The 17,629-nt window shown below is 57.0% G+C and carries 15 protein-coding genes and 1 pseudogene; 12 read left to right on the top strand and 4 right to left on the bottom strand.

The genetic code is table 11. The annotated features are described in order from the left end of the window. The first annotated feature begins 224 nt into the window (after positions 1-224). From ASF69_RS21350 to ASF69_RS21330, 5 genes are all read left to right on the top strand, one after another. Positions 225-1,175, top strand: coding sequence for a phosphoribosylaminoimidazolesuccinocarboxamide synthase (locus tag ASF69_RS21350; protein WP_062590438.1), 951 nt, complete (start codon positions 225-227; stop codon positions 1,173-1,175). Position 1,176: 1 nt separating this feature from the next. Continuing rightward, positions 1,177-1,836 (top strand): TetR family transcriptional regulator, encoded by a 660-nt coding sequence (locus ASF69_RS21345; protein WP_062590437.1) that lies wholly within the window; start codon positions 1,177-1,179, stop codon positions 1,834-1,836. 133 nt (positions 1,837-1,969) lie between these two features. After that, complete coding sequence (locus ASF69_RS21340; RefSeq protein ID WP_062590435.1) at positions 1,970-3,181, top strand: efflux RND transporter periplasmic adaptor subunit; 1,212 nt, start codon at positions 1,970-1,972, stop codon at positions 3,179-3,181. Positions 3,182-3,231: 50 nt separating this feature from the next. Next, positions 3,232-6,321: an efflux RND transporter permease subunit gene (locus ASF69_RS21335; RefSeq protein ID WP_062590432.1), complete on the top strand. Its 3,090-nt coding sequence runs from the start codon at positions 3,232-3,234 to the stop codon at positions 6,319-6,321. Positions 6,322-6,462: 141 nt separating this feature from the next. Next, positions 6,463-7,917, top strand: coding sequence for an efflux transporter outer membrane subunit (locus ASF69_RS21330; RefSeq protein WP_062590430.1), 1,455 nt, complete (start codon positions 6,463-6,465; stop codon positions 7,915-7,917). 122 nt (positions 7,918-8,039) lie between these two features. Here the strand turns inward: ASF69_RS21330 and efp are convergent, their stop codons facing one another. After that, the gene (gene efp / locus ASF69_RS21325) at positions 8,040-8,609 is read right to left on the bottom strand and encodes an elongation factor P (protein ID WP_062590428.1); all 570 of its coding nucleotides are present in this window, start codon (positions 8,607-8,609) and stop codon (positions 8,040-8,042) included. Between the two features lie 247 nt (positions 8,610-8,856). Between efp and epmA the strand changes: the two genes are divergently transcribed. The 3 genes from epmA (at position 8,857) to ASF69_RS21310 (ending at position 11,544) form a co-directional block, all read left to right on the top strand. After that, positions 8,857-9,921, top strand: coding sequence for an EF-P lysine aminoacylase EpmA (gene epmA / locus ASF69_RS21320; RefSeq protein WP_062590426.1), 1,065 nt, complete (start codon positions 8,857-8,859; stop codon positions 9,919-9,921). After that, positions 9,918-10,958, top strand: coding sequence for a lysine-2,3-aminomutase-like protein (locus ASF69_RS21315; protein ID WP_062590425.1), 1,041 nt, complete (start codon positions 9,918-9,920; stop codon positions 10,956-10,958). The genes epmA and ASF69_RS21315 overlap by 4 nt, the downstream gene beginning before the upstream one ends. 394 nt (positions 10,959-11,352) lie before the next feature. After that, positions 11,353-11,544 (top strand): hypothetical protein, encoded by a 192-nt coding sequence (locus ASF69_RS21310; protein ID WP_062590423.1) that lies wholly within the window; start codon positions 11,353-11,355, stop codon positions 11,542-11,544. Between the two features lie 126 nt (positions 11,545-11,670). Here the strand turns inward: ASF69_RS21310 and ASF69_RS21305 are convergent, their stop codons facing one another. Beyond that, positions 11,671-11,907 (bottom strand): Lrp/AsnC ligand binding domain-containing protein, encoded by a 237-nt coding sequence (locus ASF69_RS21305; RefSeq protein WP_062590421.1) that lies wholly within the window; start codon positions 11,905-11,907, stop codon positions 11,671-11,673. 270 nt (positions 11,908-12,177) lie between these two features. On the opposite strand from ASF69_RS21305, the gene ASF69_RS21300 reads away from it, so the two are divergent. The 4 genes from ASF69_RS21300 to modC all read left to right on the top strand — a co-directional run bounded on the left by ASF69_RS21300 (position 12,178) and on the right by modC (position 16,217). Beyond that, positions 12,178-13,461, top strand: a complete 1,284-nt coding sequence (locus ASF69_RS21300) for an FAD-binding oxidoreductase (protein WP_062590464.1) — start codon at positions 12,178-12,180, stop codon at positions 13,459-13,461. A 128-nt stretch (positions 13,462-13,589) separates the two neighbouring features. Continuing rightward, positions 13,590-14,378 (top strand): molybdate ABC transporter substrate-binding protein, encoded by a 789-nt coding sequence (gene modA, locus ASF69_RS21295; protein ID WP_062590419.1) that lies wholly within the window; start codon positions 13,590-13,592, stop codon positions 14,376-14,378. 64 nt (positions 14,379-14,442) lie between these two features. Next, the gene (gene modB / locus ASF69_RS21290) at positions 14,443-15,144 is read left to right on the top strand and encodes a molybdate ABC transporter permease subunit (RefSeq protein WP_062590418.1); all 702 of its coding nucleotides are present in this window, start codon (positions 14,443-14,445) and stop codon (positions 15,142-15,144) included. Beyond that, positions 15,141-16,217 carry a molybdenum ABC transporter ATP-binding protein gene (gene modC, locus ASF69_RS21285; RefSeq protein WP_062590416.1) on the top strand — a complete coding sequence of 359 codons (1,077 nt, stop codon included), beginning with the start codon at positions 15,141-15,143 and terminating at the stop codon, positions 16,215-16,217. The genes modB and modC overlap by 4 nt, the downstream gene beginning before the upstream one ends. Here the strand turns inward: modC and ASF69_RS21280 are convergent. Together ASF69_RS21280 and ASF69_RS21275 are read right to left on the bottom strand one after the other, a co-directional pair. Continuing rightward, a pseudogene (locus tag ASF69_RS21280) lies at positions 16,129-16,573 on the bottom strand (winged helix-turn-helix domain-containing protein). The gene modC and the pseudogene ASF69_RS21280 overlap by 89 nt on opposite strands. Beyond that, positions 16,570-17,568: a P1 family peptidase gene (locus ASF69_RS21275; RefSeq protein ID WP_062590413.1), complete on the bottom strand. Its 999-nt coding sequence runs from the start codon at positions 17,566-17,568 to the stop codon at positions 16,570-16,572. The pseudogene ASF69_RS21280 and the gene ASF69_RS21275 overlap by 4 nt, the downstream one beginning before the upstream one ends. Between the last annotated feature and the right edge of the window lie 61 nt (positions 17,569-17,629).

Genomic DNA, 17,629 nt, shown 5'->3' with positions numbered 1-17,629 from the left:
ATAGAGGACACCCCTCAAACAAGTCAACACTGCCAATCCAAAAAAATACAGATTTTATGTAAGGCCATGATTTGGCTAGGGTATTTCCAACGGGTAGCGATTTTCCCCGAAAGGGCGACCATGTGGCGCGTACTGGTCCTCCGCCGTGAAACATGCCATAGGGTATCCACAGTCTCCGACGCCATGTCGTCGGTTCTCATCTGATATAAGAGATTGGATATCCCGTGCGCGTACTGCCTGAAGCCGTCATTCCCGAACTGCCGAAATACTATCGTGGCAAGGTCCGCGAGAACTATGATCTGCCTGATGGCAACCGGGTCATCATCTCCACCGACCGCTTGAGTGCTTTCGACCGGATACTGACCTGCATCCCATATAAGGGTCAGGTTCTGACCGAAACAGCTCGCTACTGGTTTGAGCAGACAAAAGACATTTGTCCGAACCATGTCGTGTCCTACCCGGACCCGAATGTGGTGATTGGCAAGCGCCTCGATATTCTGCCCGTTGAGATCGTTGTGCGCGGATATCTCGCCGGCACGACAGGGACCTCCATTCTCACGCTCTATAAGAAGGGCGAGCGACATATGTATGGAGTTACCTTTCCAGAGGGCATGAGAGATAATCAGGTTTTGCCGGAACCGATTATCACGCCGACCAGCAAGGAATTCGATGGCGGCCATGATGAACCGCTAACGCCAGCGGAAATCATAGAGAAGAAGCTCCTGACGGAAGCGCAGTGGCAAACGCTTTCTGCCTATGCGCTGGCACTGTTCAAGCGGGGACAGGAAATTGCGGCAGAGCGCGGGCTTATCCTCGTCGACACAAAGTATGAGTTCGGCACGGATGAAAACGGCACGATCATTCTGGCGGACGAAATCCACACGCCGGACAGCAGTCGTTACTGGATTGCAGAGAGCTATGAGCAAGCCTTCCAGAACGGGACGCGGCCCCAAAGCTTTGACAAGGATTTCGTACGCGCCTGGGTAGCTGAGCGGTGCGACCCCTATAAGGACGCCATTCCCGAAATTCCACAGGAACTCGTTGAGCAGACGTCCAAGGTCTATATCGAGGCGTTCGAGCGCATAATCGGAAAAGCGTTCCAGCCCGATGACAGCGGCAGCTCTCCAATTGAAAGGGTGCGAAAGAATCTGGAGCCCTTTTTTCAGGGGGTGTAATTTGACCAAGACAAACAGCGAGAACTCACCGTCCCAGACGCAGGAGCATCCCCCTCGGAAAAGCCGTCCCCGGCGCTCGGCTGAGGAAACCCGCAAGGACATTCTGGCAATGACGGAATGTCTTTTTCGTGAGCGGGGATTCGGGGCTGTCTCCATTGCCGATATTGCTGCGGCACTGGAGATGTCACCCGCCAATGTCTTCAAGCACTTCCACTCCAAGAACGCATTGGTCGATGCGATGTTTCTGCAGCAGATCCGCCTGCTCGAACAGAAGCTGATGCCGCTGGACGCATCCCATCCACCCTTCGAGCGTCTGGCGCATCTGGCGCGAAGCCTGATGGAAAACCATCGCCGCGACCTGAACGACAATCCCTATATCTTCGAAATGATCCTCATGACGGCCAAGCGAGAACTTGCCTGCGGCCGTTATTACGAGAATGTCATTTCCGATCTGCTGGCGACAATCATCCGCGACGGTGTTTCGGCCGGTATCTACGCGCAGACGGATATCGACACGTCTGCGCGCACCGCGCTGATGGCGTTGACAAGCGTCCTTCATCCTGCGCTCATCGCACATGAGGAAGTCGACATTTTAGCAACACGATGTAGAGAACTTGCTGAACTAGTCGATTGTGCACTGCGGTATGGGATTGCTAAGTGACGATAACGGCTATACGTCACCAAGCTCCTGAACGTCGCCTTATAGCGCCGCACGCGGAAGACTGACGCAGAGCCGATGCGCTGTGAACCATGAAGCATCACTGAAATCTTGGCCGCCGAACATGAGAACTCCGATGAAAAGACGTTTTGGTCCTTTATTGACACTAATGCTCATGGCAGGCGCGATAGCGGGTTGCAGCGAGGGCGGCGAAGAAAACAAGGCTGCAGGTCAGGCAAACCAGCGCCCACCCTCTCCCGTCAGCATCATCACGATGTCCATGAGCGAGCACCCGCTGACCACAGTTCTGCCAGGCCGCGCAAGCGCCTATCAGATGGCGGAAATTCGCCCGCGTGTGACCGGTATAATCCGTCAAATTCCCTTCAAGGAAGGCAGCGCGGTAAAACAGGGCGACATTCTCTACCAGATCGAGGACAACACCTACAGGGCAGAAGTCGCTCAGGCGCAGGCAAGTCTTGCCAAGGCGCAGGCAAGCATTCCCGGCGCCCAGGCCAATCTTTCCCGTTACGAACGACTGGTAAACAGCGGTGCGACCCAGATCGAATATGAAAATGCAAAAACGACCTTGGCACAGGCACAGGCCGATGTAGCGCAGGCGCAGGCCGCGCTCGAGACCGCGACAATCAATCTCGACCTTACCAAGATCCGCGCGCCATTTGATGGCATTACCTCCTCGACCAATTTCAGCATCGGCAACGTCGTCACAGCCAACCAGACATCTGCCCTGACCACGCTTCGTCGCATCGACCCCATCTACATCGAACTGATGGAGTCCAGCGCCAACCTGCAGCGTTTGAGAAGCGCTGTTGAATCCGGCCAGCTTGGGAAACGAGAGGCAACCGCAGGCATTCATCTGACGCTTGAGGACGGCACCGAATATTCGCAGGACGGCAAGGTCGACATGTCGGACATGTCTGTCAGTGAAACGACTGGCACCTATTCGATCCGCGCGTTGTTCAAGAATCCCGATGCGACCATCCTGCCCGGCATGTACATGCGGGCAACCCTGACGATTGGCAATGAGAAGGGTTTCCTGATCCCGCAGCGCGCAGCGACCCGCAATGCCAATGGCGAGTTGACGGCCAAGTTCGTGACTGCCGAAAACAAGATTGAAACGCGTATCTTCCCGACCAGCAAGGAATCCCGCAACGCCTGGCTGGTGACGGAGAACGTGAAAGACGGCGACAAGCTTGTGGTTGATGGCTTCCAGTGGATTACCGAAGGCGCAACCGTTGCGCCCGTCGAGGCAACAATCGACGAGCGAGGTCTGGTGACACCGAAGCAGCAGCCTCAAGCCGCACCCGCGGCTGCGCCCGAAGCAAAGTAAATTCGTCCGAGTTCCCCATGCACATCTGCAATATGTAAGGCGCAGTCCAAATGGCTCATTTCTTCATACGGCGCCCCGTCTTTGCGTGGGTTATCGCAATCGTCATCATGCTTGGCGGTGCACTCGCAATTTCGACCCTGTCGATTTCCCAATATCCGGAAATTGCACCGACAACCGTCCGCATCAGCGCCACCTATAATGGTGCAAGCGCCGAAACGGTGGAAAAGTCGGTTACGACCGTGATCGAGGACGGTATGACCGGCCTTGACGACCTGACTTACATGACCTCGTCTTCCAGCACCGGAAGCGCCTCGGTCACGCTCACCTTCGGCAATAGCATCATGCCTGACATCGCGCAGGTCCAGGTTCAGAACAAGTTGCAGCTCGTCCAGTCGCAGTTGCCTGACGTCGTTCAGCAGCAGGGCGTCGATGTCAGCCGCTCGACATCCAGCATCCTGATGGTCGGCGCGCTGATCTCCACGGACGGTAAGCGCAACTCCGCGGATCTCGGCAACGTATTTTCGAGCACGCTGGAAGATCAGGTCAAACGTCTTGAGGGCGTAGGCTCGATCAACGTCTTTGGCTCCGAATATGCGATGCGTATCTGGCTGGACCCGTTCAGGCTCAACAAATATCAGTTGACCACCGCTGATGTTACCAGCGCCATCGAAAGCCAGAACACGCAGGTTTCGGTGGGATCGCTCGGTGCGCTACCAGCCGTCGTGGGACAGCAGCTCAACGTAACGGTAACGGCACAAAGCCAGCTGACGACAGTAGCCGACTTCGAATCCGTCATCCTCAAGGTCGAGAAGGACGGCGCAGCTGTTCGCCTCAGCGACGTAGCCCGCATCGAGATCGGGCAGGAAAGCTATGGCGGCGATTCGCGCTCCAACAGCCGTCCGTCTGCGGGCTTTGCCGTTAACCTCGCCACCGGTGCCAATGCGCTGGACACGGCGGCGCGCGTCAAGACCGTGCTGGTCAACGCAGAAAGCTCTCTTCCCGAAGGCGTGGCCATCGAATACCCCTATGACACGACGCCTTTCGTCAAGCTGTCGATCGAAAAAGTGGTACACACGTTGATCGAAGCGATCATTCTGGTTTTCGTTGTTCTCCTCGTTTTCCTGCAGAATCTCAGGGCAACGTTCATTCCAATGATTGCCGTGCCGGTCGTTCTTCTTGGAACATTCGGTATTCTGGCCCTGACCGGATATTCCATCAACACGCTGACCATGTTTGCCATGGTACTGGCCATCGGTCTTCTCGTTGACGACGCCATCGTCGTCGTTGAAAACGTCGAACGAATCATGTCGGAAGAGGGGCTTTCCCCTCTGGAAGCGACGGAAAAATCGATGGGTGAAATTACTGGCGCCATCGTCGGTATCGCACTCGTCCTTACCGCCGTTTTCATCCCCATGGCCTTTTTCGGCGGCTCTACGGGTATCATCTATCGCCAGTTCTCGATCACGATCGTCTCTGCGATGCTGCTGTCGGCGGTAGTCGCCATCGTTCTGACCCCTGCCCTGTGCGCAACCATGTTGAAGCCGGTCAAGCACGAGAAGAAGCAGACCGGCCCTGCAGCATGGTTCAACCGCAACTTCAACCGCACGACCAACGGCTATGTTTCCAGCATCGGCTATTTGCTCAAGCGGCCATTGCGCGTGCTGGTCCTGTTTCTCGTCGTGATCGGCGGCTGCGCCTGGTTCTTCACCCGCCTTCCGACATCCTTCCTGCCGCAGGAAGACCAGGGTGTGCTTTTGACAATCGTTCAGACCCCGACCGGCTCGACCATCGAACGCACCAATGCGGTCGTAAAGCAGGTTGAGGCCTTCTACCGCGAGAAAGAGGGCAACAATGTCGAATCAGTTTTCGGCGTTCTTGGTTTCAGCTTCACCGGTTCCGGCCAGAATAACGCCATGGTCTTCACAAAGCTGAAGGACTTCTCAGTCCGCACGTCTGCTGAAAGCCACGCAGCTGCGATCGTCGGACGTGCCCAGAAGGCATTCTTCGGAATGCGTGACGCACAGGTCTTCGCACTTCTGCCGCCGGCCATTCAGGGCCTGGGCAATTCCAGCGGCTTTTCGATGTATCTCGTCGATAGCGGCAAAAACGGCACCGATGCCCTGACAGCCGCTTCCAAGGAATTGATCAGACAGGCAGGGACCAACCCGAACCTCAGCTCCCTTCGCAGCAACAGCCGTGACGACGAATCACAGATGAAGATCAATCTCGATCAGGAAAAGATGGGTGCGATGGGAGTCGATCTTGCTTCCGTCAACCTGATGCTGTCCACGATCTTCGCCGGTCGCGACGTCAACGACTTTACGCTGAATGGCGAATTGAGACCTGTTTACGTTCAGGGCGATGCACCTTACCGGATGCAGCCGGAAGATCTGAAATACTGGTATGCCCGCAATACAAACGGGGAAATGGTGCCTTTTTCCTCCTTTAGCGAAGTATCCTGGATCAATGGTCCGCCGACACTCGCTCGATTCAACGGCACAAGCGCGATCTCGATGGAAGGCGCTGCAGGCCCGGGAGTCGCTTCTGGCGATGCAATGGACGAGATGGAACGGATGACCGCGGCTTTGCCGGGCGGTTACACCGTGGCATGGCAGGGCATCTCCTATCAGGAACGCTTGTCTGGCTCACAGGCACCCATGCTCTATGCGCTCTCGGTGCTTATCGTCTTTCTGTGCCTTGCCGCACTGTATGAAAGCTGGTCGATACCCTTCTCGGTCATCATGGCCGTGCCAGTGGGCGTGCTGGGGGCGCTGGTCGCAGCGCACTTCTTCGGCCAATCCAATGACGTCTACTTTAAGGTGGGGCTGCTGACGACCATCGGCCTTGCCGCGAAAAACGCCATCCTCATCGTCGAATTTGCAAAGGAGCGCCAGGAGCACGGCTTGAGTTTGCTGGATGCTACCCTTGAAGCTGCAAAGCTGAGATTACGTCCGATTATCATGACATCGCTCGCCTTCATTCTCGGCGTCGTACCATTGGCAATTGCCAACGGTGCAGGCTCTGCGGCGCAGAATGCGATCGGTATCGGGGTATTGGGTGGTATGCTTTCTGCAACACTGCTCGGAATTTTCTTCATCCCGTCGTTTTTCGTCATTATTCGGCGGATATCTAAACGTTAACAAATAAAAAATATGCTAGCAAAACCGAAAGACGCTGTTAGAAATGTTGGCAATTGTGAACCGCATTTTTCTTCAGTATCCGGCGCTACGCTCGTTTTGACTGAGGTGCCAAGTGCGCCAAATAAAATTGGGATAATTTCAATGTCGTCCATTCGCGCTACCATTCCTCTTGCAATGCTGCTGCTTTCCGGCTGCGTTGTCGGTCCGGACCACAAGGCACCAGAAACCCAGATGCCTGGGAAATTTGCCGAGGGCGGAACCGCCACCAACGGCGACGTGGCAACAGTGGCCTGGTGGAACGCGTTCAATGACAGCCGCCTGAACGGCTACGTGGCAACGGGCCTTTCCCAGAACCTCACGGTTCTGCAGGCACTGGAGCGAATCAACCAGGCTCAGTCGCAGATAACGGTCGCTGGCGCTGGCGCGCTTCCAAGCCTTACTGGTTCTGCCTCCCACACCACCGGACAGACCAAGGGTAGCTTCCCGACCAACAACTCCAGCGTCCAGAACAATTCTTCAGGCGGTCTGGATGTGTCCTGGCTGCTCGACCTTTTCGGTCAGTATCGCCGGTCCAAGGAAAACGCGAGCGCACAGCTTGATGCCGCCTATTCAACGGCCGACGTACAGCGTCTGACGCTGATCTCTTCCGTCGTTTCAGCCTATATCGATGTTCGCTACTATCAGGAACGTCTGGCAATTGCCCGCGAGAACCTGAAGTCTCGTCGCGAGACGCTGGATCTCACCAAGCTTCAGCTTGAAGCCGGTGCAGCATCGCGCCTCGACGTCGTCCAGTCTGAAGGCCTCGTCAATTCCACGCTTGCGGACATGCCTGGTCTTGAAACAAGTTTCCGTCAGGCCGCGCACCGCATCGCTACACTTCTCGGCATGCCAGCCTCTTCGCTGGTTGTCGAATTGCAGCGTGGCGCACGCCAGCCGGTTGCTCGCAGACCTGCGACAACAGGTATTCCAGCTGACCTGATCCGCAATCGTCCAGACATTCGCGTTGCCGAGCGCAACCTGGCTGCCGCCACCGCACAGATCGGTGTTGCCGAATCACGCCTCTATCCAAGCATCACCATCAGCGGCTCGATTTCGCCAAGCTACGTGAACCTCTCCAACAATGGCTCGCGTGGAACATCGAACACCTGGTCCTTCGGCCCAAGCCTCGTCCTGCCAATCCTTGATGGTGGCAGCCTGCGCGCCAATGTCGATATCGCCAAGTCATCGGCTCGTGAGCAGTATCTTGTCTGGAAATCCACCGTTCTCGAAGCAATTGAAGAGGTTGAGAACGCACTGGCAGCCGTCAATCGCGACAAGCAGACTGAAGACGCCCTTCGCAGAACCGTGAAGTCCTATCAGGAAGCTCTCTCGCTCGCGACAGCCAGCTATCGTGACGGTGCCTCGTCTCTGCTCGACGTACTGGATGCCCAGCGCCAAGTGTCCACGGCGCAGGCCAATCTCGCGACAGCCGTTCAAAAGACGGCTCAGGATTACGTATCTCTGAGCATCGCGCTTGGCGGCGGTTACGCGGTCGGCGAAACGCAAGCCGTCACCGGACCCAAGGTAGCTGCAGCAAACACTCCCAAGGGCATGTGATAAGCTCAGCATTCGAACAGATAAAAAACCCGCGGCTTCGACCGCGGGTTTTTTTATGTCTGTAAACCGCGCACAAAAAAGGCCCCGGATCGGGGCCTTTATCATACAGGGGGACGGAGCGTTTAGTTCTTGGCGCGCTCGACGTAGGAATTGTCTTCCGTCGCGATGACAACCCGGATGCCTGCATCAACATGCGGCGGCACCATCGTACGAATGCCGTTCGACAGGATCGCAGGCTTGTAGGAGGAAGACGCTGTCTGGCCCTTGACGACCGGTTCGGTCTCAACGATCTCGAGCGTAACGTGACGCGGAAGTTCCACGGCCAGCGGCAAGCCTTCGTGGATCGACAGGACGCAGGTCATACCTTCCTGAAGATAGGCCTTCTGCTCACCCATGGTTTCAACGTCAACCACGACCTGATCGTAGTTTTCCGGGTTCATGAAGTGGAAGCCTTCACCGTCTTCGTAGAGAAACTGGAAGTTCAGGTCTTCAACGAAGGCACGCTCAACCTGTTCGGTCGTGCGCCAACGCTCAGACACCTTCACGCCATCAACGATGCGGCGCATATCGACCTGGGTCACAGGCGTGCCCTTGCCGGGATGGAAGTTGCTGGCGCTGAGAACGACATAGAGCTTGCCATCCACGTCGATAACATTGCCCTTGCGGACGGATGAGGCGATAACCTTGACCATAGGATTTCCTTGTAACTCAATGAAATGCGTCGTAAAGGACCGCGCGGCTGCACCGACCCGACGGACGTTTTGTAAGTTTTCTGGGGCGCAACTATCCTAAATTTGCGGGAATTGCCAGCCTTCAACAGCATTGAACCAAAAACTGTGCGGCAGTTTTCGAATATTTCGATAAAAGGCGGAGTTTGAACGCCTTCGATCTGAACAATTCTTCTGCCGACCAACCGTATTGATGAAAAGAAAGCAGCATATGGGCTCGAAGCTCGACACAGCATCTGCCTGGTGGACGCCCGACGTTCATCTGGATCGCCGCCCCTTCCTCCTGGGTCGAAATGCGATACAGGCAGCCATGCGCAGCTTTTTCGCCGCCCGCGATTTTCTGGAAGTCGATACTGCGACCTTGCAGATCTCTCCCGGCAACGAGGCACATCTGCACGCCTTTGCAACGACCGGAATAAGCACCGGCGGCGAGCGCGCGCCCTTGTATCTTCACACGTCGCCGGAGTTCGCCTGCAAGAAATTGCTGGCGGCCGGAGAAAAGCGCATCAGTTGCTTTGCCCACGTCTACCGCAATCGCGAGCGCGGACCGTTGCATCATCCGGAATTCACCATGCTGGAATGGTACCGGGTCGGCGAAACCTATGAGACGCTGATGCGCGACAGCGCGCAATTGCTGGGGCTTGCCGCAGAAACAGCAAAGACGAAGACCCTGACCTACCGGGGGCGGAGCATCGACCCGTTTCTTGAACCTGAGCGACTGAGCGTGGCGGAAGCCTTTAATCGCTTCGGAAATATCGATCTTCTGGCAACCATTGCCCCAGATGGCGAAACCGACCGCGACCATCTTGCAGCAGAACTGAAACAAGCCAGCATCCGCGTTGCCGATGATGACAGCTGGGCGGATATGTTCAGTCGTGTCATCGTAGAGCGTGTCGAGCCGAAGCTCGGCTTCGAGCGGGCGACCATTCTTGATGAGTACCCGACAAGCGAAGCCGCACTCGCCCGTCGTTCTCCAGCAGACAGCCGCGTTGCGGAGCGTTTCGAGCTCTATGCCTGCGGCGTGGAACTCGCCAATGCCTTCGGCGAACTGACGGATGCCGCAGAACAACGTCGCCGTTTCGAAGCGGAAATGCTTGAGAAACAGCGTGTCTACGGCGAGACCTATCCAATCGATGAAGACCTGCTGGCAGCGCTCGAAATCATGCCGGCGGCCAGCGGCATTGCGCTTGGCTTTGACCGTCTGGTGATGTTGGCAACGGGTGCACCGAGGATTGACCTTGTCATGTGGGCGCCAGTACCGGATTATGGTTCATGACGATACGCAGCCTCAAATCGGTGGAGGAGTTGCATGATGCTGGCCTGATCGGCAGGCAGTCTCTGGAAAGCCTGCGTCCCGTTGCAGACAGATACGCCGTGGCCGTAACGCCTGCCATGGTCAAACTCATAGATCCCAGCGATTCGAAGGATCCAATCGGCCTGCAGTTCATTCCAAGCGATGCGGAATTGGTGCAGACGCCGCAGGAACGCGCTGATCCCATCAGCGATGAGGCGCACAGCCCCGTCCACGGCGTAGTCCACCGATACCCGGACCGGGTGTTGCTGAAAGCCGTTCACATATGCCCGGTCTATTGCCGCTTCTGTTTCCGCCGGGAGATGGTCGGACCACAGGGCAACGGGACGTTGACGCCGCAGGAGCTGTCCGCAGCGCTCGACTATATCCGCGACCATGATGAGATCTGGGAGGTCATTCTCACCGGTGGCGATCCGCTCGTGCTATCGCCGCGGCGTCTGTCCGCGATCATGGACGGTCTCAAATCCATTTCGCATGTGAAAATCATCCGATTCCACACACGCGTTCCCGTTGTCGATCCCGATCGCATCGATGCGGAGCTTGTGGATGCCCTAAAGTCGAGCGGCAAGACGACCTATGTTGCGCTTCATGCCAACCACCCACGCGAACTCACGACAGAGGCACGGGCAGCCTGCGCCCGTATGATCGATGCAGGCATTGCAATGGTCAGCCAGTCGGTGCTGCTAAAGGGCATCAATGACGATCCTTCCGTCCTGGCAGAGCTCATGCGCGCCTTCGTTGAGATGAGGGTCAAGCCCTACTACCTCCACCACCCCGATCTGGCGCCCGGCACCAGCCACTTCCGATTGGATATAGAAGAGGGTCAGCGTATCGTTGCCGCTCTGCGAGGTCGTATCTCCGGCCTTTGCCAGCCGACCTATGTTCTGGATCTGCCTGGAGGCCATGGAAAAGCCGTCATCGGTCAGAATGCGGCATCGAAACATGCCGACGGTTGCTACACGGTTTCGGATTTCAACGGCAACGATCACCTCTATCCGTGATCGCCGTGTAAAATTGCAGTCGCGAATGCGGCGTCACAGGGACTTTGGAGAGGCGGCGGCAGAGAAACAAAAATTTCACAATTCCGCCCCCATCCTGTCATCATAAAGAAAAATATTCTACCTATATTGAAAATCATTGATCACGCCGCAAATCCGGAGTATCAGTGTTTCAACTGGAGAGCGATTCTCCGGTATTCCGGGGTCAACACCAACGCAGGGAGAGTGTCATGTCCAAACCGAAACACATTGCCGCAATCCTTGGAGTGCGGTTCGTGACTGCCGGATACACAGCGATGTGTTCCCGCTGCTGTCGAATGTGACCTTACGGTCCAACCTTATCTAAAATTCAATTCGACGAATTGCTGTGTCACAAGCCACAGCGGGAGTATGTATAATGCAAAAGCAAGTCATTGAATTCGCAGGTGAACCTGTCGGTATTGTCGTGCCGGACGAGAATCGTTTGAAGTTCATCGCCGTCAAATTTCATGTTCACGATCTCGACGAACAGCGCTTTGACAGCGCAGACGATGTCCGCACAGCCATTCGCAACCTGGTGCGCAATCGCAATGTCGCGTCACTGGTCTGAGAATCCGCAGACTTCAACAGATGAGACCCGCAACACCACAACCTTACCGCGCCAATGATGCGACAGCGCACAGCTTAGACGTTGTCGCATCCATCTGAGACGCCTTCCCGCTGCTGGAGGGCGTTGTCAGAACGCTGTGAATGTCAGGGTCGTCAGAGACCGCACGATGCCCGGAATGCTGACGATATTTTCATTGATGAATTTGCCGATATCCTGCTCCGGCGAGAGATAGATCTTCAACAGGAGATCATATTCGCCGCTCGTCGAATAAAGCTCGGAAACCAGTTCCGTTTTGTAGATGGCATCGGCAACGTCGTAGGTCTTGCCGGGCGTGCATTGAAGCTGAACGAAAATTGGCTTCATAATCGGTTCCCGTCACATGATGGATGATGCGCAAAACGCAAACAGCCTTGCGCGCTGGCTGCACTATTGTCCGAGCAGAGCGCATGTTTCAACCCCGGTGGCGCATCTTGGCCATTCCTCCACATTCCCGGCAGGCATCATGTCATGACGAGATGTCGGTATTCCCTTGCAAGGACTGCCACTAATCTGTCTTCATGACAGGCGGAAAAGACAATCGGCCTGCTGGCAGATGCCACGACCTATGACCTGTCACGTCCTTGGGTGATTTCGATGTATAATGATCCGCGTTCACACGGCCTTTGGGAAAAAACCGCGCCGAAGCCGCCGGCGACGTCCTCGCTGGAAGGTGATTCCACGGTCGATGTCGTGGTCGTGGGCGGCGGCTTTACCGGACTTTCCACCGCACTTCATCTTGCAGAACGCGGTATTCGCGTCACCGTTCTCGAAGGCAAGGAGATCGGCTTCGGCGGTGCGGGTCGGAATGTCGGCCTCATCAATGGCGGTATGTGGGTCATGCCGAAGGAATTGCCTGATGTGCTCGGCCCGGTCTACGGCGAAAGGCTGCTCTCGCTTCTCGGCAACGCCCCCTTCCTTGTTCGTGAACTGATTGAAAAACACCAGATCGAGTGCGAACTCGAGAAGAATGGCACCCTTCACTGTGCCGTCGGCGACAAGGGTCTGGCCGAAATCCGCGAACGCTGTGCCCAATGGGCGGCTCGCGGCGCTCCCGTCAGGCTTCTCGATGCCGAAGAAACCGCTCAGCGCGTTGGTTCGTCAGCCTATAGCGGCGCCTTGCTGGACGAGCGCGCAGGCACGCTGCAGCCTTTGGCCTATGTGCGGGGCCTCGCATCCGCAGCCATCAAGGCAGGTGCCACCATCCACACATCCAGCCCGGTCATCGACTATGAGCAGGATGGAGAGGGCTGGCGGGTCAAGACTGCAAGCGGTTCGGTACGCGCCGACTGGGTGGTGGTCGCGACCGAAGCCTATAGTGACGGCCCCTGGAAAATCATCCGCGAGGAGCAGGTCTACCTGCCCTATTTCAATGCGGCAACGAAGCCTCTGGGCGACAATCTGAGAAAGACAATCCTGCCAAACCGAGAAGGCTGCTGGGACACCAATGAAATCCTGTCGTCCTTCCGCATGGACAAGGCAGGTCGCCTCGTATTCGGCAGCGTCGGGGCTCTGCGCAACACGGGCGCAACCATCCACCCCGCATGGGCAAAGCGCGCCTTGAAAAGACTGTTTCCCCAATTGGGCGACGTCGAATTCGAATGTGAGTGGTACGGTCAGATCGGCATGACCGACGATTCCGTGCCGAGATTCCACAAATTTGCAAAAAACGTCGTCGGCTTTTGCGGCTATAACGGGCGCGGCATCGCCCCCGGCACCGTATTCGGCAAGACGCTTGCAGCCCATGTTGCAGGTGACGTGGCAGAAGATGCCCTTCCCCTGCCGGTCACATCTGCAAAAGCCAGAAGCTTCCGCGCCCTGCGGGAAGCCTATTACGAGGCCGGGGCGCAGATTGCCCATTTTGCCGGCGAACGTGGCTGACGGCTGATATCGACCGCAGTTTGGAGCACTGGTGGCAGGGGTAACCGTTATATTCTTGCGTATATAATGCCAGCCCTTTAAGAAGCGTTATATTCCTTCGGATATTTCGCTAGCTGGAGCTGACGGCCATGACAATCTTGCGCAGGACATTCATCACGGGCGTCGTTGCCTTCGGCTGCTGCCTGTCCACCCTTGGTCTGGCACATGCGGCACCGGAGCAGCAACAGGTGACGGTTTTCGCGGCGGCGAGCATGAAGAACGCACTCGATGCCGCAAATGAGGCATGGTCGAAAGAGACCGGCAACACCGCCGTCGTCTCCTATGCGGCAAGCTCGGCATTGGCAAAACAGATAGAAGCCGGTGCACCAGCCGATCTCTTCATCTCCGCAGATCTTTCATGGATGGACTATGTCGCGACCAGGAAACTCATCAAGGAAGGCACAAGGACCAATCTTCTCGGAAACCGCCTTGTCCTGATCACCTCCGCAGACAAGGCTGCACCTGTAAACATCCAGCCGGGGTTTGGACTGGCGCAGCTCGTGGGTGACGGAAAGCTGGCCATGGGCGCTGTCGATTCCGTTCCCGCGGGAAAATACGGTAAGGCTGCGTTGGAAAAGCTGGGGGTCTGGTCTTCAGTGGAGGCAAAAGTTGCCGCCGCAGAAAGCGTTCGTGCCGCTTTGCTTCTCGTCTCTCGTGGTGAGGCCCCTTATGGCATTGTCTACCAGACCGACGCCGCTGCAGACCCGGGAGTGAAGATCGTCGGCACATTTCCGGAAAACAGTCATGAGCCCATCATCTATCCGGCGGCCATTCTGTCCCAATCCGGCAACCCTGCCGCAACCGCCTATCTGGATTTTCTAAAATCGCCAGAGGCTGCATCTTTTTTTGAAGAGCAGGGTTTTACAATTCTGAAGTAAGATCTGACCGATCGCCTGCATCAACAGGCGGTCTTGCGGGTGCGGCATAAACGGGAACATCATATTGGATTGGCTTAGCCTCAGCGCGCAAGAGTGGACATCCATACGTTTAAGCCTCTGGGTTTCCACCATCGCCATGGTCGTGAGCCTGCCTTTCGGCATCTTCACCGCACTTGTGCTGGCAAGGGGCAATTTCTGGGGCAAATCACTCCTCAACAGCATCGTGCATCTGCCCCTCATTCTGCCACCCGTCGTTACCGGCTTTCTTCTTCTGATCCTCTTTGGGCGCAAAGGAGTCATCGGGCAGTTTCTGGATCAGTATTTCGGCATCGTCTTTTCCTTCCGCTGGACGGGTGCAGCGCTGGCTTGCGGGATCATGGCCTTTCCGTTGATGGTTCGCTCCATCCGGCTGTCGATCGAAGCGGTTGATCGCAAACTCGAGGAAGCGGCGGGCACCCTGGGCGCAAGCCCGTTCTGGATTTTCGTGACCGTCACCCTGCCTCTGACGTTGCCGGGAATCATCGCCGGAATGGTTCTGGCATTCGCCAAGGCCATGGGAGAGTTCGGTGCAACGATAACCTTCGTCTCCAACATTCCCGGAGAGACCCAGACCCTGTCATCAGCAATTTACACCTTCACGCAGGTTCCCGGAGGCGATGCCGGCGCGCTGCGGCTGACAGTGGTCGCCATCGTCATCTCCGTGGTAGCCCTTCTCGCGTCCGAGTTTCTGGCACGCATTGTCGGCAGAAGGGTTCACGCGCCATGACCTTGACGCTCGATGTAAAACACCGGCTGGGTGCCTTTGCGCTGGATGCACAATTTACCGCAGGCAAGGGCGTGACCGCCCTGTTTGGCCGCTCGGGTTCAGGCAAGACCTCACTTGTCCGGATTATCGCGGGCCTGATGAGGCCCGATCATGGAACCCTCGCTCTCGATGACATCACTCTGGCAGATAGCAAGAGGCACTTCTTCACCCCCTGTCACAAGCGTCGGTTTGGCTATGTCTTTCAGGAGGCGCGACTTTTCCCGCACCTGACCGTGCGCCAAAATCTGGTTTACGGTCGCTGGTTTGCAGGCAAGGTCCAGGCGGGCGGAGACGGCAGCAAGATCATCGAGATGCTGGGTATTGAGCATCTTTTGAAACGCTACCCGGAAAAACTGTCCGGTGGCGAAAAACAGCGCGTGGCCATCGGCCGGGCTCTTTTCTCCTCCCCGCGCCTGCTTTTGATGGACGAACCGCTTGCGGCGCTGGATGAAGCCCGAAAGGCCGAAATCATCCCCTATCTGGAACGGCTTCGTGACGAGACCGGCGTCCCCATCATCTATGTCAGCCATTCAATCAGCGAGGTTTCGCGCCTGGCGGACCAGATCGTGGTCATGAAGGGCGGCAAGGTCGATGCGGCGGGCCCGGCAGCGGAAATTCTGTCCCATCCCGCATTCGGTGAACAGCTTGAGCGCCGGGACATAGGCAGCATTCTGTCCGGCAATGTCGAGGCATTCGATACGGTGCATGGGCTCGCCACCGTCAGGGTGGGTCGATCGGCGCTACAGATCCCTGCAACGGCGGCCCGGGTCGGACAAAGGGTGCGTATCCACATTCCCGCCCGCGAAGTATTGCTGGCAACGGTCAGGCCTGAAGGCTTGAGTGCTCTCAATATTCTGGCGGGCCAGATTGCCGACATCGGGCCCTTCAGGGACGGTTTGGCGATGGTTGCGGTGAACTGTGACGGAACGGTCGTTACGTCGCGGATCACGAGCCTTTCTGTCGAGAGGCTGGGCCTGGCCAAGGGGCAGACCGTTTTCGCAATCGTGAAATCGGCGGCGCTCGATCCCTATTGATCTTTGTTGCGATGGGCCTCAAGCCAGTCAAGGTCTTCCTTCAACGCATCATCGAGGCGTCTTTCCATGTTGCGATAGCGCTCAAGCAAGGTCTGACCAAACTCCGTCAGAACCGCCCCGCCGCCCTGGCTGCCGCCACGCTGGCGCTCAATGACCGTGTCCTTGAACATATGGTTCAAAGCATCCACCAAAAGCCACGCACGTCGATAGGACATATCCATGGCCCGCCCGGCAGCGGAAATGGAGCCTGTCGAAGCAATCAGTTCCATGAGCTGGGCTTTCCCAGGCCCCAACCGATCTCCCAGGGGAAAATCGATTCGAAGGGTCGTTTTCAAGGGCGATTCGCGTCCACTCATTCTGCCTCGCCAGCGAACTGATCGCGCCACGCTTTTTGCGCCCCCGGGTAAGGCAGGGAGCTTGCCTCGTAGATACCGCGCGCAATCGCACGACTGACGGTCATCGCCGCGAGGTGGCAAAGCTCGGCAAAATCATTCACAGTTTCCAACGGCATCTTTCCCGTGGCCGCAGCAAACATGGTATCGCCGTCACTGGCCAGATGCGACGGCATGACAGCACGTGCAAGCCCGCCTTGCGCCATGATCGACAGCCGATGCGCCTGCGCCTTGGTCAAAACTGCATCCGTCACCACACAGCCGATGGTCGTTGCCGTCTGCGTCGCGCCCTTGATGCACATGGCCGTATCGGCCGGCGAAAACTGCGGTGGCAACCCGAAGCCTCCGAACTCACCATTCTGCTCGAACGGGGCGGCCCAGAAGTGCCTGCTCGTTCCAACTGTTGTCGACCCCAATGCATTGACGGCCACAATGGCTGCAATCCTGTGGCCACCTGTCGTCGTTGCACCGACAGACCCCAGCCCACCCTTCCATGTTGCCGTGGTCGCACCTGTGCCAGCCCCGACGCTGCCCAGCAGGAAGGGCTGGGCACTGGCGGCCTTGAATGCGGCATAGCCCATTTCGCGATAGGGGGAGTGGACGCCCCATTCCTTGTTGCTGCCATTGAGCAGGTCCATGAGAATGGCCTGTGGGACAATGGGGACACGGGTCGTCCCGACAGGAAAGCCACGACCGATCTCGCGAAGGCCCGCCTGCACTCCGCCCGCTGCATCCAGCCCAAAGGCAGAACCACCGGACAGCACGAAGGCATCTACTTTGGCTATCGTCATTGAGGGGTCGAGCAACGCTGTGTCACGCCCGCCCGGCGCACCACCAAGAATGCAACCGGACGCCGTTGCAGGTTCATCGAACAGAATGGCCGTGACGCCCGAACCCAGCTGGAGATCCGTCACATGGCCAACGGAAACACCTTCGATATCGATCAGCAGATTGTGCACGGCGCAACACCTTTCAGGTCATCTCTGCCGGTATCTCGCCGTGCCATCCTCTTGTCAACGC

Origin of the sequence: Rhizobium sp. Leaf311, assembly GCF_001423445.1 — a bacterium.
Taxonomy (GTDB): Bacteria; Pseudomonadota; Alphaproteobacteria; order Rhizobiales; family Rhizobiaceae; genus Agrobacterium.
The sequence above is the reverse complement of the archived record's forward strand: the minus strand, read 5'-3'. Positions and strand labels throughout refer to the sequence as shown.

What these genes read in the sequence shown, in the direction of transcription:
- ASF69_RS21315 (WP_062590425.1), top strand. Translation starts at nt 9,918, where the DNA reads ATGACGATACGCAGCCTCAAATCGGTGGAGGAGTTGCATGATGCTGGC.
- ASF69_RS21335 (WP_062590432.1), top strand. Translation starts at nt 3,232, where the DNA reads ATGGCTCATTTCTTCATACGGCGCCCCGTCTTTGCGTGGGTTATCGCA.
- ASF69_RS21300 (WP_062590464.1), top strand. Translation starts at nt 12,178, where the DNA reads ATGTATAATGATCCGCGTTCACACGGCCTTTGGGAAAAAACCGCGCCG.
- epmA (WP_062590426.1), top strand. Translation starts at nt 8,857, where the DNA reads ATGGGCTCGAAGCTCGACACAGCATCTGCCTGGTGGACGCCCGACGTT.
- modA (WP_062590419.1), top strand. Translation starts at nt 13,590, where the DNA reads ATGACAATCTTGCGCAGGACATTCATCACGGGCGTCGTTGCCTTCGGC.
- ASF69_RS21340 (WP_062590435.1), top strand. Translation starts at nt 1,970, where the DNA reads ATGAAAAGACGTTTTGGTCCTTTATTGACACTAATGCTCATGGCAGGC.
- efp (WP_062590428.1), bottom strand. Translation starts at nt 8,609, where the DNA reads ATGGTCAAGGTTATCGCCTCATCCGTCCGCAAGGGCAATGTTATCGAC.
- ASF69_RS21330 (WP_062590430.1), top strand. Translation starts at nt 6,463, where the DNA reads ATGTCGTCCATTCGCGCTACCATTCCTCTTGCAATGCTGCTGCTTTCC.
- modC (WP_062590416.1), top strand. Translation starts at nt 15,141, where the DNA reads ATGACCTTGACGCTCGATGTAAAACACCGGCTGGGTGCCTTTGCGCTG.
- ASF69_RS21310 (WP_062590423.1), top strand. Translation starts at nt 11,353, where the DNA reads ATGCAAAAGCAAGTCATTGAATTCGCAGGTGAACCTGTCGGTATTGTC.
- ASF69_RS21305 (WP_062590421.1), bottom strand. Translation starts at nt 11,907, where the DNA reads ATGAAGCCAATTTTCGTTCAGCTTCAATGCACGCCCGGCAAGACCTAC.